The sequence below is a fragment of the Chitinophaga cymbidii genome (assembly GCF_007992715.1).
GTDB classification, from domain to species: Bacteria; Bacteroidota; Bacteroidia; order Chitinophagales; family Chitinophagaceae; genus Chitinophaga; species Chitinophaga cymbidii.
Genome location: NZ_BKAU01000001.1, coordinates 248,130 through 265,420, shown reverse-complemented (window position 1 = coordinate 265,420; position 17,291 = coordinate 248,130). Strand labels below are relative to the sequence as shown.

Annotated in this window: 13 protein-coding genes; 3 read left to right on the top strand and 10 right to left on the bottom strand. The window is 55.5% G+C overall.

Translation table 11 applies throughout. From position 1 onward, the window contains the following. Positions 1–6 precede the first annotated feature (6 nt). Together CCY01nite_RS01080 and CCY01nite_RS01075 are read left to right on the top strand one after the other, a co-directional pair. Positions 7–1,767 carry a metallophosphoesterase gene (locus tag CCY01nite_RS01080; RefSeq protein WP_146857455.1) on the top strand — a complete coding sequence of 587 codons (1,761 nt, stop codon included), beginning with the start codon at positions 7–9 and terminating at the stop codon, positions 1,765–1,767. An 11-nt stretch (positions 1,768–1,778) separates the two neighbouring features. Beyond that, complete coding sequence (locus CCY01nite_RS01075; RefSeq protein WP_146857454.1) at positions 1,779–4,271, top strand: hypothetical protein; 2,493 nt, start codon at positions 1,779–1,781, stop codon at positions 4,269–4,271. Between the two features lie 61 nt (positions 4,272–4,332). On the opposite strand, the gene CCY01nite_RS01070 is transcribed toward CCY01nite_RS01075, so the two are convergent. The 10 genes from CCY01nite_RS01070 to CCY01nite_RS01025 form a co-directional block, all read right to left on the bottom strand. Beyond that, positions 4,333–5,553, bottom strand: coding sequence for a thioredoxin family protein (locus CCY01nite_RS01070; RefSeq protein WP_146857453.1), 1,221 nt, complete (start codon positions 5,551–5,553; stop codon positions 4,333–4,335). A gap of 78 nt (positions 5,554–5,631) precedes the next feature. After that, the gene (gene hemN / locus CCY01nite_RS01065) at positions 5,632–6,990 is read right to left on the bottom strand and encodes an oxygen-independent coproporphyrinogen III oxidase (protein ID WP_146857452.1); all 1,359 of its coding nucleotides are present in this window, start codon (positions 6,988–6,990) and stop codon (positions 5,632–5,634) included. Position 6,991: 1 nt separating this feature from the next. Further along, positions 6,992–7,690, bottom strand: coding sequence for a sulfite exporter TauE/SafE family protein (locus tag CCY01nite_RS01060; RefSeq protein ID WP_186830838.1), 699 nt, complete (start codon positions 7,688–7,690; stop codon positions 6,992–6,994). Then, positions 7,687–8,124, bottom strand: coding sequence for a FixH family protein (locus CCY01nite_RS01055; RefSeq protein WP_146857450.1), 438 nt, complete (start codon positions 8,122–8,124; stop codon positions 7,687–7,689). Before CCY01nite_RS01055 ends, CCY01nite_RS01060 begins: the two co-directional genes overlap by 4 nt. A 10-nt stretch (positions 8,125–8,134) precedes the next feature. Continuing rightward, on the bottom strand, positions 8,135–9,520 hold the full coding sequence (gene ccoG / locus CCY01nite_RS01050) for a cytochrome c oxidase accessory protein CcoG (protein WP_146857449.1): 1,386 nt from the start codon (positions 9,518–9,520) through the stop codon (positions 8,135–8,137). A 3-nt stretch (positions 9,521–9,523) separates the two neighbouring features. Then, positions 9,524–10,600: a cbb3-type cytochrome c oxidase N-terminal domain-containing protein gene (locus CCY01nite_RS01045; protein WP_186830837.1), complete on the bottom strand. Its 1,077-nt coding sequence runs from the start codon at positions 10,598–10,600 to the stop codon at positions 9,524–9,526. Between the two features lie 2 nt (positions 10,601–10,602). After that, positions 10,603–10,782 carry a CcoQ/FixQ family Cbb3-type cytochrome c oxidase assembly chaperone gene (locus tag CCY01nite_RS01040; protein ID WP_146857447.1) on the bottom strand — a complete coding sequence of 60 codons (180 nt, stop codon included), beginning with the start codon at positions 10,780–10,782 and terminating at the stop codon, positions 10,603–10,605. Positions 10,783–10,785: 3 nt separating this feature from the next. After that, positions 10,786–12,912, bottom strand: a complete 2,127-nt coding sequence (gene ccoN, locus CCY01nite_RS01035; RefSeq protein WP_246129816.1) for a cytochrome-c oxidase, cbb3-type subunit I — start codon at positions 12,910–12,912, stop codon at positions 10,786–10,788. Positions 12,913–12,926: 14 nt separating this feature from the next. Beyond that, positions 12,927–13,079 carry a cbb3-type cytochrome oxidase assembly protein CcoS gene (ccoS, locus tag CCY01nite_RS01030; protein WP_146857446.1) on the bottom strand — a complete coding sequence of 51 codons (153 nt, stop codon included), beginning with the start codon at positions 13,077–13,079 and terminating at the stop codon, positions 12,927–12,929. Positions 13,080–13,161: 82 nt separating this feature from the next. Further along, a complete protein-coding gene (locus CCY01nite_RS01025; protein ID WP_146857445.1) occupies positions 13,162–15,519 on the bottom strand; it encodes a heavy metal translocating P-type ATPase in 2,358 nt (785 codons plus the stop codon). A gap of 226 nt (positions 15,520–15,745) precedes the next feature. On the opposite strand from CCY01nite_RS01025, the gene CCY01nite_RS01020 reads away from it, so the two are divergent. Next, positions 15,746–17,236: a TonB-dependent receptor gene (locus tag CCY01nite_RS01020; protein ID WP_146857444.1), complete on the top strand. Its 1,491-nt coding sequence runs from the start codon at positions 15,746–15,748 to the stop codon at positions 17,234–17,236. Positions 17,237–17,291 lie beyond the last annotated feature (55 nt).

Below are 17,291 nucleotides of genomic sequence, written 5' to 3'. Positions count from 1 at the left end.
TCCCGTATGAAAAAGCTATCCAGAAAAATCATCCGCACAGCGCTCTTTATTGTTTTGCTGATGCTGTCAGCCCAGGTAAACGTCTTCTCCCAGGCGTTTACCTTTTATCAATGCGCGGAAGTGGTAGGCACCAATCATGCCACCAATAATCTCGCGGTCCGGATGAACGGCCTTCACGGCTCTATCCAGGTCAACAACACCGGCGGTTCCGCAAAGACCTACACCGTGGTGATCAAAAATGTTGATCCTGATTTTGTGTTCCTGAATGCGGGCACCATCACCGCGAAAGGAACGAACACACTTACCTTCACCTGGTCGATCACAGCAGGTCTGGTGCAGACCATCTGGATCAATCCCTGGTACCTCACGCCCTGGAATTTCTATTTTGTCGCCTGGGGCGACAGTCAGCACAGGCCCACCCGTTTCCAGCGGCTGCTCGCCAAATCCGCGCTGATCAATCCCGTACTGTCCGTGGCCGCCGGTGATTGTGTGCAGCATGGCGACGATGGCGGCTGCATTGGCTGCGGCAACCAGAGTCCCGCGCAACCCGTGACCGATCAGATCTACCAGGATTACCTGGCGCTGTTTGCCAACTATCCTACACCGGTATTTGAAGCGCTCGGCAACCACGACATCACCCGCGGCGGCTGGCAGGCGCTGGACGATTCCAACTACGGGCAGGGCGAACGCCTGTGGCGCAAATACATGGGCGCCACCGAATACAGCTTCACCGTGCATCCCACTTACACCGGCGGCGGCATTCACTTCCTGATCAACCGTTTCTACTACGACATGCCCAACTGGAACTCCCGCCATTATTTCGGTGGATGCACACCGAATGCTTACCTGCGGTTTGATAATAACGATTCGGTAGGAGTGGCCATCTCGGATTTTACGGAGGATGCATTGGCGGCCAATCAAACGGCCGCGGCACGTATTTCCGTGACCCACCACGGTTTCAGCATGTTCATTCCGGACCATAATACGGTAGCGAATGCGCGGGCGTTGTATGAGGACGGCAATGTGGATTATATGATCTTCGGGCATGCGCATACCTACGGCACCGGTACGGACAGTCCCTCCGGCATTCCTTTCCTGCGCACCGGGGTAGCCAATGGCGACAACACCGGCGCGGGCAACTCTCCCGGCTTTTCGCTGGTAAATGTAAATAACGGCACCATCACGGAAGATTACATCCTGGCGGACAACCTGGACCTCGCCGTGAACTACACGCAGAACGGCGCTACCCAAACGCAGGGCCGCGCAACGATCACGTGCAGCGGATATGCGTTACCGTATGTACGCCTGAAGTTCAAACTGTCCAACGCCAATGCCGTGTACCAGGCCGTAGATTCCGCTACCGGCGTGAATATCCCCACTTTCTGCCGCCAGTTCTCCGACTATACGGTGGTGTATGTGGAAACGTCCATCGGGAACGGCGCCACGCGGAAAGTGCGCGTAGATGCAGTTCCCGGCCTGCTGTCCGCCATGGCGAAAACCGCGGTGAACGAAGGATTGGAAGAAGCGGACAAGGATTATACGCTTTTCCCGAATCCCGCGAAAGGACAGGCTACTTTAAAAATGCCGGCCGGCAAGCAGGAATATCATGTGGTGATGTTTGACATGAGCGGACGGCCGCTGAAGGAATGGAAGACCTGGGGCGGTTCCCTCAACATCCCGCTGGGCGGGCTTCCGCACGGTGTCTATGTTTTAAAGATATCATCCGGCGATAAACACCTGGCATCCAAAAGACTGATGGTTGATTAAACCCTATACCTATGTTCCTGAAAAAAATCCTGACGATCATCGTATGCGTACTACTGGCCATGCATGCGCAGGCGCAGATCATGGCCAGCTATTACGTATCTCCCGCGGGAAACGACAGCAATCCCGGCACGGAGGCGCAACCCTTCAAAACAATTAAAAAGGCAAGAGATGTGATCCGTGCCAGGCCCGGCGCCTGGACGGGTGACATCTACGTATGGCTGCGCGGCGGCACTTACACGTTCACCAGCGCGCTCGAATTTACAGAAACCGACGCCGGAAAAGACGGCCACTATGTAGCATACCAGGCATACACGAACGAAAGGCCCATCATCAGCGGCGGTACGCAGATCACCGGCTGGTCACTCTGGCAGAACGGTATCTACCGCGCCGCCTGCGGCTCGCAGGAATTCCGGCAGCTGTACGTGAACGGCAAAAGAGCCGTGCGGGCGCGCACGCCCAACAAAGGCACGTATAACCGGCTCACGTCCTGGAATACGCCGGCCAACACCATCAACATTCCCGCCACGCAGCTCGGCAACCCGCAGAACCTTGCCAACGGCAAAGTGGAGATGATCGTGCAGCAATACTGGGCCGAAAGCATCATGCGCATCGCGTCCGTAGCCACCAATGGCTCGTACAAGGATATCACCGTGAACACAACGGAAAAAGATATCGTGTTCGAACGCGCATGGCCGCAGAAATCGAACGACCAGGCTTACCACTTCGAGAACAGCCGCGATTTTATAGATGAAGGAGGGGAGTGGTACCTGGACAACAATGTATCTCCCCGCTACGTGTACTACAAGCCGCTTCCCGGCGAGAACATGGCTAACGCCACCGTGGTGGCGCCCACCATCGATACGCTCATCAAAGTGACCGGCTCCGGCCTCGGCACGCATGCGCATCATATGGTGTTTGAAGGCATCACATTCCAGTATGCCAACTGGACGCGCCCCACCTTCAACGGGAACATCGGTTTGCAGTCGCAGCAGTTCAGCATCGGTAATGACCGGACGGACAGGCCGGCCGCTGCTTTCTACATCAAAAATGCGGACCATATGCGCCTCACGCGCAACGTTTTCAGGTTCTGCGGCTCCACGGGGCTGGATCTCTATACCAGCACCCAGAACATCGTAGTAGAAGGCAATGTGTTCCATAACATCGCCGGCAACGCCATGCAGATCGGCAAATTTTCCGAAGCGGACATGCCCATCGCCGGGCTGTACGACCCTGCGGACACCCGCGAGTATTGCAATGAAAATGTGGTGGCGAATAATTTTATCTACAGCTGCGCCCTGGATTATTACTGCGGGAACGGCATTGCCGCCGGGTATATCCGGAACACCAGCATCATCCACAATGAAGTGACGGCGCTGCCGTATACCGGCATCAACAGCGGATGGGGCTGGACGTTCAATACCAATGCCATGAGCAACAATCATATCGAATACAACCGCATCTACAACGTGGTGCAGCTGTTATGCGATGGCGGCGGAATATACACCCTCAGCAACCAGGGCCCCGCTTCCACCATCAAATACAATTATATCGACAGCACATACAGAAGCATCTGGGCCACCACACCGCTGACGCTGACCTATCCCGTAGCGTCCATCTATCTCGATCAGGGCAGCAGCGGCTTCACCATCGATCAGAATTGCGTGGACAATAACATCAGCAGATGGCGGGTGAACTTCAACGGCACCGAAGCCTATAATACGCTCGGCACCAATCCCGTGCACGATACCGCCATTATCAACAATGCCGGCATCCAGCCCGCTTACCAGGATATCAAACTGATCGACCCCATGCCGGTTCCACCGCCTCCGCCCACACCGCCCATTCCCATCGCGGGATTGCGATTGTGGCTGAAAGGCGATGCGCCGGACGGTGCTATCGTGAAGGATATCAATAACTACGTGAACACCTGGGGCGATGGTTCCGGGTACACCAATACCGCCACGCAAACCAATCAGCTGTACAAGCCGCTGTATGTAGCCAATGCGATCAATGGCAAACCAGCCCTGCGCTTCGACGGGGTAGACGACCGGCTGGACATTGCGGAACTGAAAGGTAACCAGCCCGCCTATACGTTTTTTCTGGTGCTTAAACCGGACGGGCTGGCGGACTACAACCAGAGCCTCGGGGCGCTCGGTGGCTGGGGGCAGTTCCTCTTCCACGGTTCCGCCAATGGCACCATCTATTGCGGCACCGGCGTACCCGGCAGGCTGAGCACGCCGTCCGGCACGCTGACGGACGCCGCCACGCAGGTATTCGCCTTTACTTTCCCCGGCACCAGCGGCACATCGCGCCTGCACAGGAATGGCGTGGAAGTGGCATCGGGCGTATTGTCGCAGACACCGGTGGCATGGACGGGCTTCATGATCGGAGCGACCAACACCAATACCCTGAAAGCGGATGTAGCCGAGATCATCTTTTACAACAGGGCGCTCACCAATACGGAGCGCGAAAATGTGGAGGATTATTTGCAGACGAAGTATTGAGCATAAAAAAAGAAGCTGTATCGATAACCGGTACAGCTTCTTTCTTTTAGTATAGCGATGATTATTTCCAGGTCTTTTCCCCGTTTTTCATCCTGGTGAGCGTAGCGTTCAGCTCTTTGTCGCCATTGGACAGTTTTACCGCTTTTTCCTGCATGGCGATGGCCTCGTCTTTCCGGCCGAGCCGGTACAGAATGTTCGCATAAGTATCCATGAACATCGGGTTTTCTTTTCCTTCCAGCGAGCGTTTGCTCCATTCCAGCGCTTCCTTCACGCAGCTCATGTCCGGGCAGTTTTCAAACACGGTCCATGCGAACTGGTTCAGCTGTTCCGGGGATGCTTTCTGGCCGTATTTTTTCATGTAGGCCACCACCTGTGTCTGGAAGTTAGGCCAATCCTGTTTGAACATGTAATACTGCGCTTTGGTCTGCGCCAGCATTTCGTCCGCGATCTGCGGATATTTGCTCTTCATGCTGGCTTCCACCGGCGCCCAGTCGCCCGTAGCATCGCGGCGGAACATTTTGGAATAGATCTCTTCGTTGGCTACGATGTTCTTTACCCGGTCCATCGCCTTGCCTTCGCCCAGTACAGCATCTACTTTTTTGCTGTCGTTGAGGAAAATGGAAAAGCCTTTGTCTTTGCTGCTGGAGGTGAAGCTGTTCAGCAGCTCGATGTTTTCTTTGGTGTAAAGGTCTTTTTGTGTGGCGAGGTACTCGTTGAAAATAGCGCCGCCATTTTGCATGTCGCCCGCATCGCGCGCAGCCAGTGCGGTTTTGCGGAGATGGTCAGGCGTTTTGTTTCCTTCCTTGTATTTCCCCAGCAGGCTGTAGTATTGTGTTTCCGGGCTGAGAGCTTTGGAGGAGCGGGCAATAAACTCTTCCGCTTCGCCGCCGCCTACTACGCGGTGCACAATTTCACCATCGGGAGAAAAATACAGGAAGGTGGGATAGGCGCGGATGGCATAATCTTTTTCGATGCTGGCCGCATCTTCATACCAGCTTTTTACATATTCATTGTCCTTGTCCGTTTTGTCCATCTGCACCTGTACGTTGATGAACTTGTCATTGAAGTAATTGCCCATGATCTCCTGCGGGAAGATGGTGTTGGACATGTACTTGCAGGGGCCGCACCAGGTGGTGAAACAGTCTACGAAGATGAATTTGTTTTCGGCTTTTGCCTTGGCTTTGATCTGTGCCCAGGAGAGGTCGTTTTCAAAGCGGATACCTTTTTGCTGTGCGAAGCCAAGGAACGGCACCAGCATCAGCAGGATGAACAGTTTTCTCATTTTTACGGCGGTTTAGATTTACCTTCTGAAGGTAGGCATTTATTTCATATGAACGGTTTCCGTTCCATGGCCGGTATTTTAAATGGATGAGCTGAATATCCTCGTGCCGGGTTTCTTTTTCCACAGCCGGGCGTCGAAAGCCATGCAGATATTGCGGATGAAGGGCCTGCCCTGTGCGGTGACCGTTATGCCGGCGGGTTCCACCCGCACGAGGCCGTCCCGTTCCAGCTCCTGCAAGCGTTGCAGGCCGTCCACCACCGCGTCGCAGTTCACGTCCTGCCGCTTCCAGCGGGTGGAAAAATGGCACATCAGCGCCTGGATATGGCGGCGGAGCAGCAGGTCTTCCCTGCTTAACAGGTGCCCTTTGGAAACGGGGAACCGCCCTTCCCGCACCCGCTCCTGGTAGGCGGCGAGGTTTTTCTCGTTTTGCACATAGGCATCCCGGTGATCGCCGATGGCGGAAACGCCGAGGCCAATGAGCAATTCCGTATGCGTGGTGGTATATCCCATGAAGTTGCGGTGCAGCCGCCCTTCTTTCCGGGCAATGGACAGTTCATCGTCCGGCAGGGCGAAGTGGTCCATCCCGATCTCCTGGTAAGCATGTTCCTGCAACAACGACCTGCCCAATTCGTACAGCGCCTGTTTTTCATCGTCCTGCGGCAGGTCTTTTTCGGAGAAGGACCGCTGGCCGTTGCCCGGTATCCAGGGTACGTGGGCGTAGCTGTAAAACGATATGCGTTCCGGCAAAAGCCGCACCACCTTGCTGATCGTATCATGAATGCTGCGGGGCGTTTGCAGCGGGAGGCCGTAGATCAGGTCGAAATTGATGGAGGTGTAACCGATTTCCCGCGCTTCTTTTACCACGCGGGCCACTGTTTCAACGGGTTGTATGCGGTGGATGACCTTTTGCACGACCGGGTCGAAGTCCTGTATGCCCAGGCTCATGCGGCGGAAACCAAGGTCGTACAGCACCTGCATATGTTCCCGTGTGGTGTTGTTCGGATGCCCTTCAAAGCTGAAGGACGCATCCGGCAATATTTCGCAGCCGGAGAATAGGCGGGTGAGCAGCCCGTGCAGATTCTCGGGACTGAAGAACGTAGGCGTTCCCCCGCCCAGGTGCACCTCGCGCAAACGCGGCCGCTCTTCGAACAGTTGGAGGTACATCCCCCATTCCTGCAGCAATGTGTGGATGTAAGGCTCCTCATGCCCGTGGTTCACCGTGATGTGCTTGTTGCAGCCGCAGTAAGTGCAAAGGCTTTCGCAAAAGGGAAGATGCAGGTAAAGGCTGATGCCGCTTTCCGGATTCAGCTCCGCGAAGGACTTTTGCAGCGACGCTTTCCAGTCCGCCCCGCCGAAGCTTTCTTCATCCCATAAAGGCACCGCGGGATAGCTGGTGTAGCGCGGCGCGGCCACATTGTATTTCTGAAGCAGGTTCATATCATGCCGGTTTATGACAACAGTTGACAGTTACTTTTTCTTCCGTATGCTGCATGGCCGGGCTGATATAAGGGATGCCGAGATTCAGCCCGCGCAGGATGAGCAGCACGGCCATCATGCTTACCATCACCGGTATCAGGCGGCGGATGCGGGTGCGCCATTGCAGCGTGATCAGCTGCCCGAACCAGCTCACCGCCACCATCGCCGGCAATGTTCCCGCACCAAACGCGCCCATGAACAACGCGCCCTGTAGTATGTCGCCTGTAGCCAGCGCCCCCGCAATGCCGAGGTATACCAGCCCACATGGTAAAAAGCCATTGAAAAACCCGATGGCCGCCAGCGTGCGGAACTGCTGCTTCGCGAGCAGGCGGCCCAGTATCGTTTTGATCTTTCCCTGCCAGATGGTGAAGCGCGGCAGGCGGCGGAAATACCGGTGAAAGATCACCGAAGCCAGCAGCAGCACGCCCAGCGCGATGGACAACCCCTGCTGCCATCCGCCGATGTAGAACTGCCGCCCCAGCCATCCGAACAACAAGCCCATCAGCATATACGCCGCTACGCGGCCCGCATTGTACAATAATATGCCGCCCATCTTTTTACCACCTTGCAGGTGATGTACAGGCAGCGTCAGCGCGATGGGCCCGCACATGCCGATGCAGTGGAAACTTCCGAGGAAGCCGAGCAGGATGGCCGCGATCATTGTACAAAGAATTGTTTTTCCAGGAAATAAGGTGTGCCGTCCAGCTCCCATTGCACCTTGATGCGGTAGTTGCCACGGTCCAGGCGCTGCCGGTGTACCAATACTTTACCATATTCATCCGGCTGCACCGGCACCGAAAAATCCCTGCGGGAATCGGAAGGGCGGTAAAAGGTGATCTCGCCTTTCAGTTCCGCGTCAAGGCATTCCCGCGGGAAGATGATCTCCACGGAATCGCTGGTTTGCGCGATCACAACGGGGTCGGTTAAACGATGCGCGTTTTTCTGCGCGTCTATGTTCTGCTGATACTTCAGTTCTTCCGCATAATAGTCGCCCGTCACCATGTCTATGCGCGTGCGCATGCTTTTGACCACGAGGGTGACGATGCCTGCGGCGCCAAGGATGAATACGATGATGATCTTGTGTCCCCAGTTCATGACTGCTATTTTATTTTGCCGGGCCCAGGAATGTGGTCTGTTGCGTAGTGATCAACTGACCGTTCCGGTATAACCCGATCGTTAGAACAGATTTTCTTTTTTTGATGGCCGTTCGCGGCAGCACCACGAAGAAGGTGCCTTCTCCCTGTCCCTCCGCCTTGATGTGTATCTCCGGCTGCCCGATGGTTTCTACCTGCCCCGGCGTTTTTTCCAGCCGCAGGGTCAGCGGTATGGCATCGGTGGTTTTATTGACGAGCTTGATGCGGTAGAGATTGCTGATGCTGTCTGTTCCCCGCTCCTGGTACAGCATGCCCGCTGTGCGGATGATAGTGCCGCTGACGGGTTTGCGGCTGATCAGCAGGAATACGAGCGCGCCGGTGATGAGGAGGAGTATGGTGCTGTAGAACTTTAACCGCGGTGTGAAACGCAGCGGTTTCTTCTGCGCGATGCCGTTCTCCGAAGCATAGCGTATCAGGCCGGTGGCTCTCCCCACTTTCTCCATCATGAAATTACAGGCGTCGATGCAGGCGGTGCAGTTCACGCATTCCAGCTGTGTGCCGTTGCGGATGTCTATGCCGGTGGGACAAACGTGCACGCATTGCATGCAGTCGATGCAATCTCCCAGTTCCGGCGCGTCTTTTTTGTATTTGCCGCGCGGCTCGCCCCGCACATAATCGTACGCCACTACTACAGAATCTTTGTCCAGCAGTACGCTTTGCAGCCTGCCATACGGACAAACCACCGTGCATACCTGCTCGCGGAAGAAGGCGAACACGGCGTAGAATACGCCGGAGAACGCCAGCATCGCCATAAAGCCGCCCATGTGCCTGGAAAGCGGATCGGTGACAATGGACCGCAGCTCTTGTATGCCGATGATGTAGGCGAGAAAAGTATTGGCGATCAGCACAGACAGTAAAAAGAAGAGCAGGTGTTTGATGGTTTTCTTCCTGATCTTTTCCGCGCTCCACGGTGCTTTTTGCAGCATCTTCTGCGCGGGCGCATCTCCTTCTATCCAGTATTCGATCTTGCGGAACAGCATCTCCATAAAAATGGTTTGCGGGCAGACCCATCCACAGAAGAGCCGCCCGAAAGCCATGGTGAACAGCACGATGAAGAGAATGAAGCCCAGCATCGCCAGTCCGAAAATGAAAAAATCCTGCGGCCAGAAGATCGCGCCGAAGAGGATGAACCGCCCCTGCGTAACATCGAAAAGAAACAGGGGCCTGCCGTTCACTTGTATGAACGGCAGGCTGAAAAACGCGATGAAGTAAATATAACTGACTATGCTTCTGATGTTAAAAAGCCTGCCCTTAGGTCGTTTGGCATAGATCCATCTGCGTTTGCCCTGTTTGGTAACCGTTGCGATGCTGTCCCTGAATAACTCGTCCTCTTCCATACGTTATTGCGCTTCAGTGTACAATGTTCCCTGCTGCTCTTTCGGATTGGCGGGATTGGTGCCGTGAATGGATTTGATGTAACCTGTCAGCTGTGCCAGTTGTTTGGGTGAAAAGTCCTCTTTCCAGGATTTCATGCCTTTCTCGGGTACGCCGTATTTGATCGTCGCGAATATTTCACTCACTTTGCCGCCGTGCATCCAATAGCTGTCCGTGAGGTTGGGGCCCACAACGCCCTGTCCTTCCGGCCCGTGGCAGGCGGCGCAGTTGGTGATGAACAGTTTTTTTCCCGCTTCGATGTCTGACGGATCTTTCAACAGCGTGACGTTGTTCTCATCGATGTTGTTGGCGGCATTTTTAAGATATGCTTCCTTTGCCTCGGCCGCTTTGGCTTCCGCTATCTGCAGCTCTTCGAGCTGCAGGGGCGCCGCTTGCGAAACATGATAACGCCAGAGGTACACAACGCCGAACAGGATGCTGAAATAGAAGCTGTAGCGCCACCAGGGCGGCGTGGGATTGTTCAGCTCGCGGATGCCGTCGTAATCATGCCCCATGTCTGCTTCCGCTTCGGTGGCGGCGTCCAGGCTTCTGGTGCGGTTGAGCTTTTCCAGCCAGTTGATGCGCGGCTTGCCGGGCGCCGGTGCTTTTTTGGTACGGGGAGCGCTTTTACGTTGAATGCCGGCCAGTATCCGCAGCGCGCTGATGAGCATCATGATCACCAGCAGCTCCACGCCGATCACCAGCGTGAGCAAGGTGAAGACGGTGTCTGACATGCCCTGCACGATACTGCTGGCGGATGATGTTGTATCCTGCGCCTGCGCCGCGCTGCTGACGAGCAGCAGGAGCACTACCGGCAGTATCTTTTCTTTTTTGATCCTTTCCCGGTAGATGTCCATCGCACCCAGTACGGTATAGCCAAGTATAAGGATGGCGATCATCAGGCCGATGGCGACGCACAGCAGCAGCAAAGCTACGGGGTGGTCGAGCCCGGCGAAAGGAGAGGTGGCGGGACCTTGCGCGGATGCGGTGAGGCTGCTCAGCAACAGCAGCAGGGTCAATGATCGTTTGGTCGTACGGCGCATGGTCATGGATTTTTAGGTTCGTCGTTGTCTAAAGGGATGTGACTGATCTGGTCCATCATCTTCCTGTCTGCCCGGAATGCCCAGAAGGCGGCCAGCAGAAAGAAGATGGAGAATATCAACAGCGAGGCCATCGGGTAGATGCTGATGCCTGCAATGCTTTCCAGGTATTTGATGAATTTCATGGCTTAATTTTTTCCGGATGAAACCTTGATGTCTGTGCCGAGTCTTTGCATGTACGCGATCAGCGCCACGATCTCCCGGTCCGCGCCCACTTCCAGTTTGTCGCGTTGCAGGCTGGCGGTGATCTGTGCGGCCTGCTTGTCGTAATCCGCGATGGCCTGCATTTCATATCCGTGCTCGTAAGGCACGCCGAGCTTGCGCATCACGTTGATCATCGCCGGTGTTTTGCTTTTATCCACGCGGTTGTCGAACAGCCAGGGATACGTAGGCATGATGCTGCCGGGCGACATGGAGGTAGGATCGAGCATGTGGTTATAGTGCCAGGAGTCCGGGTACTTGCCGCCGAGCCTTGCCAGGTCCGGCCCCGTGCGTTTGGAGCCCCACTGGAAGGGGTGGTCGTAAATAAATTCCCCGGCCTTTGAATATTCGCCGTACCGCGCCACTTCATCGCGGAAGGGGCGCACCATCTGGGAGTGGCAGGTGTAACATCCTTCGCGGATGTAGATGTCCCGGCCATGCAGTTCCAGCGGCGTGTAAGGTTTTACGGTGCTGATGGTGGGGATGTTGCTGCGGATGAGGAAGGTGGGCACCATTTCCAGTATCCCGCCAATGCCGACTACGATCAGGCTGAACACCACCATCTGCACGGGTCTTTTCTCGATCCAGTTATGCCAGTACGATTTACCGTGCGTTACCGCATCTTTCACCAGCGGCGCCGCTTCCGCCGCTTCATTCGCCACGAAGCTGCCCTTGCGTACCGTCTTCACGATGTTCACGATCATCAGTATCAATCCGCTTACGTATAACAATCCGCCTACAGCCCGCAGCGCATACATCGGAACAATGGTAGTCACGGTTTCGAGGAACTGGAATTTCAGCTGGCCTTCTTCGGTGAACTGTTTCCACATCATGCTTTGTGTGAAAGCGGCCCAGTACAGTGGTACGGCGTAGAAGATGATGCCGAGCGTGCCGATCCAGAAGTGGGTGTTCGCCCATTTTTTGGAGTACAGCGTGGTGTTGAACAGCCGCGGTATCATCCAGTAAAGAATGCCGAAGGTGAGGAAGCCGTTCCATCCGAGCGCGCCAACGTGCACGTGTGCGATGGTCCAGTCCGTATAGTGAGAAATGGCGTTTACATTTTTTAATGACAGCATGGGGCCTTCAAAGGTGGCCATGCCGTAGGCGGTGAGCGCTACCACGAAGAATTTCAGGATGGCGTCTTCCCGCACGCGGTCCCACGCGCCGCGCAGGGTGAGCAGGCCGTTCAGCATGCCGCCCCAGGAGGGTGCGATGAGCATGATGGAGAATACGGTGCCGAGGGATTGCGCCCATTCCGGCAATGCGGTGTAGAGCAAGTGGTGCGGGCCTGCCCAGATGTAAATGAAGATCAGCGCCCAGAAGTGGATGATAGACCAGCGGTAGGAATACACCGGGCGGTTGGCCGCTTTCGGCACGAAGTAATACATCAATCCGAGATAAGGTGTGGTGAGGAAGAAGGCCACGGCATTGTGACCGTACCACCATTGCACCAGGGCGTCCTGCACGCCGGCGTACCAGGAATAGCTTTTGAAAAGGGACAGCGGCATCTCGAAGGAGTTCACGATGTGCAGCATCGCAATGGCCACCCAGGTGCCGATGTAGAACCAGATCGCTACATAGAGATGGGATACCCGCCGTCTGAGGATCGTGCCGAGCATGTTGGCACCGAACACCAGCCATATCAATGTGATGGCAATGTCGAAAGGCCATTCCAGCTCCGCATATTCCTTACCCGTGGTATAACCCATGAATAACGTTAACGCACCTCCGGCGATGATGGCCTGCCATCCCCAGAAATGTATTTTGCTCAACAGGTCGCTGAACATGCGGGCTTTACACAGCCTTTGCAGGGAGTAATACACGCCCATGAAAATGCCGTTGCCCACAAATGCGAAAACCACCGCATTGGTGTGCACCGGCCGCAAACGGCCGAAGGTAGTAGGCGCGTAGCCAAGGTTCAGGTCGGGATAAACAAGCGCCGTAGCCGCCCAGAGGCCGGCCAGCATACCGATCAGCCCCCAGAACAGGGTAGCCCAGGCAAACCATTTCACCGTGCGGTTGTCGTAAGAGAATTTTTCCAGAGAAGACATCATGGTATTGTTTCAGATTAGTCGTTGTTGATCTTTTCATCGAAAAGCATGCGGTGAGCGGGTGAGTAGTCATCTTCATACTGTCCGTCTTTTACCGACCAGATGAAGGCTACCAGGAAGAACAGCGCAACGGAGAGGCTGGCGCCGAGCAGCAGGAATATCACACTCATAACTGGTTGTTTTGATGGTGTAAAAGTAGGCTGACGCCTGCATCCGGCTGATGATGCCCGTCAAATGCGGTGATGACCGTCATCAGCGTAAAAGGCGTTTTCCGGCCCATTCGCTGATGCCATAGGTGATCAGGATCAGGCTGATGGAGCTGGAGGGCATCAGGACCGCCGCGGTGAGCGGTGAAAGGATGCCCTGCACCGCGAAGTACAGGCCGGTGATATTATAGATGGTGGAATAAGCGAAGCTGAAGAGAATGATGCGTTTGTTCATTTTGCAAAAGCGGATGAACGCCGGCAGCTTTTCCAGCTGCGATCCTTCCAGGATGCCGTCGCTGGCGGGGGTGAAGTTGTTGTTGTGCTCGGTGAGGGAGATGCCGGTATCGCTTTGTTTCAGCGCCCCGGCATCGTTCAGCCCGTCACCGATCATCAATACACGTTTGCCTTGCTGTTGGAGGTGAAGTATATAGTTGAGCTTGTCGTCCGGTTGCTGGCGGAAATGCAGGGTGGCGTCCGGCATCATGGCGTGCAGTGCGCGTTCTTCTCCGGCATGGTCGCCGGAAAGCACGGTGAGCGGGTATTTCAGCTTTTGCAGCATGTTTTCGATGCCTTCGCGGTAGCTGTTGCGAATGCAAAAGTACCCGGCCGGCTGCCGGTTGATCTTCACATGCACAATGCTGCCCTGTTGATCTGCCGGGTCCTGCATGCCCGTCCATCCCGCATTGCCGATGCGTATGCGCAAATGATGCGCGGTACCCTCGATGCCTTGCCCCGTTTGTTCCGTAAAGTGCGCCACGGTGCTAGAGAACGGCTGGCCGAGGAAGGATTGTATCACTTTGCTGGCGGGGTGTTGGGACTGCCCCGTCAGTGTAGCGATGGCGTCTTTCTCCGGCAGCGAAAGCGGCCGCCCGTGCCATGTTACCTGCGCTTCCCCGCGGGAGGTGAGCGTGCCTGTTTTATCGAATACGATATGCGTGGTGGTGGCGAGGCTTTCGATGGCTTGCGCATTGCGCAGGTATAAATGATGACGGCTGAGGATACGCAGGATGTGGCCGTTGGTGAAGGATGCCGCCAGCAGCAGGGCGCATGGGCAGGCTATGATCAATATCGCCGTAACGGCGGGCCAGATCTTCGAAGGATCGAAAATGCCCCAGTAAATAGTGGTGATAGCTGCAATGCACAGCACCACCCAGGTAAAGTATTGCCCGGCGAGATGGATAAAAGAAGCCTTCTGCTTTTTATCCCCTTTCAGTTCGTCGCGGTTCCAGAGGCTGGTCAGGTAGCTTTGCGCCACTTCGCGGATGGTCAGTATCTCGATGTTCCCTTCCAGCTGGCGTCCGCCGGCGTATATCAGTTCGCCCATGTTCTTTGTTACGGGCTGTGATTCACCGGTAACGAAGCTGTAGTCGATCATGGCCTTGCCTTTCACGAGGATGCCGTCCGCCGGCACGAGTTCCTGGTGATGCACCAGCAGCGTATCGCCGGCTTTCACGTCCGGCAGAACGGTGGGAATTTCCTTGTTGTCTTTTATCACGCTGACGGCTATGGGAAAATAGGCGGTGTAGTCGCGGTCGAATGAAAGACCCTGGTATGTTTTATCCTGCAATATCCTGCCAATCAGCATGAACAGCACGATGCCCGTCATCGAATCAAAATATCCCGCGCCGGCGCCGGAGAGCACGTCCACCAGGCTGCGCACGAAGGTGACAACGATCGCCAGTACGATGGGTATGTCGATGTTCAGAAAACCGTGCTTCAATCCTTTCCAGGCGGATGCGTAGAACGCCTGTGCGCTGAAGAGGAAAACAGGGAGGGAAAGCGCGAGGTTCAGATAGCGGAAAGCCTGGCTCATGCCGGTTTCCATATGATCGCTGGAAAAGTACTCCGGGAAGCTGAGCAGCATGATATTGGCGAAACAGAACCCGGCTACGCCGAGCTGATAGATCAGGCGGCGGCTGACGGCGGGCTTTTTATTCCCGAGGTCCTGCAGGCTGATGTAGGGTTCGTAGCCGATGCTGGTCAGCGTTTCGGCCACTTTGCGCAGGGAAGTCTGTTGCTGATGGAAGATGATGCGGGCTTCCTTCCTGGTGAAGTTGACGTTTACCTGCTGGATGCCGGGGTCCAGGTGGTGGAGGTTTTCCAGCAGCCACAGGCAGGAACTGCAATGGATATGCGGAATATAAAAGGTAACGTGCGTTTGCTGATGGTCCTGGAAATGGATCAGCTGCTGTTGCACTTTGTCGTCTTCCAGGAAAGCGAATTTGTCTTTCCGCACGGGCACGCGCTGCGCCATGCCCGGCCTTTCATTCATTTCATAGTAGGCGCACAGGCCGTTTTCGTTCAACAGCTCATAGACCATTTTACAGCCGCTGCAGCAGAACCGGGCGCCCCCGGGGCTGGGTTCTCCGCAGTGTGCGCATAACTGCTGTACCTGTGTATCCATGGTGTAAAAGTATCTGGCGCCGCTTCCCCGGGCGATGATGGCCGTTACGGGAAAAACTGATTGTGGTCAGGGAGGGCGCCGGGAATGTGTAACAGATTGCCATAATTGTATAACGATCACCGTGTTGGGGTGGCCTACCTTTGTATCATGCAAAAGATGATCATCCGCATATGCCGGTTTATCCGGTCGTTGTTCACAAAGAATTGTTGTAAATAAAACAGGAGATATGAAAAGGATAGTTTTAGCGATATTATTGTCGGGCAGCTTTGCGGCGGCGAAGGCGCAGCATGAGCATCATGAGAAGAAAAAGGATACGGTGCCGGAGGAGCGGCAGCATCAGCATACGAAAACGGATACGACGCCGGCAAAACATCATCAGCATACGAAAAAAGATACCGTTCCGGCGAAACATCATCAGCATGATATGAAAATGGATGACCAGCATCAGCCGGACACGGCCGGTGCGCATCACGGCCACGTGGATCAGCACATGAACAATCACGCCGGCCACGACATGAGCAACATGACCCACGCCTACTCCCGAAACCTCCCCATGAGCCGCAACGGCTCCGGCACCAGCTGGCTGCCGGACGCCAGCCCGATGTACATGTACATGGCGCAAAAAGGAAAGACCTCTTTCATGTTCCACGGCAATATTTTTTTGCGTTACACCTCCACCGACCTCACGGCAAAAGGCAGCCGCGGCGCGGCAAAGCTGGATGCGCCGAACTGGTTCATGGGCATGATGAACCACCAGGTAGGCAAAAGAGGATTGCTGAACGCTACCGTCATGCTGAGCTTCGACCGGCTGACCATGGGCGGGAACGGCTATCCGCTGCTTTTTCAGTCCGGCGAAACCTGGGAAGGCAAGGCGCTGGTAGACCGGCAGCATCCGCACGACCTGCTGGCCGCGCTGAGCGTGGGGTATACACATGCCATTAACAAGAACATGGACGTGTATGCTTACCTCGGCTACCCCGGAGAGCCCACCATCAGCGCCCCGGCCTTTATGCACCGCATCTCCGCCATGAACAACCCGGATGCGCCGCTCGGCCACCACTGGCAGGACGCCACGCACATCACCTTCGGCGTGGGTACCCTCGGCTTCCGTTACAAGCAGCTGAAAGCGGAGTTCTCTTCCTTCACCGGCCGCGAACCGGATGAAGACCGTTATAACTTCGACAAACCGCTGTTCGACAGCTATGCTTACCGCCTCAGTTACAATCCCTCAAAACAATGGGCCTTGCAGTTCTCACAAGCCTTCGTGCACAGCCCCGAAGCGCTGGAACCGGATGAAAACGTCACCCGCACCACTGCTTCCGCCATCCATACCGTGCAGCTTCGCAAGCCCGGCAGCTTTGTGGCTTCCGCGGCGGTATGGGGCCTCAACAGCAAAAGCCACGGCGGCAACGAACATTCCTTCCTGGCGGAAAGCAACCTGCAGTTGCAGCGGAACGCTGTCTACGGCCGCTACGAGTTCGTGGAAAAATCCACACACGAGCTGCAACTCGAAGATCAGCTGGGCCACGGTAAATACAACGTACATGCTTTTACGTTGGGATACGCGCGCATCCTCGCCACGGTCTGGAACACCAACCTGTCCATCGGTACGCAGGGCACTGTAAATGTGGAGGATAAAGCCCTGTACGGCATATACGGAAAGAACCCGCTGAGCGCGCAGGTATACCTGCGGATAAGCCCGGCATTGCACCGCTAAATCACACTTTAATTCGATACCGGTCTACCCGCTTTTTGCTATTTTCGTTGAAATA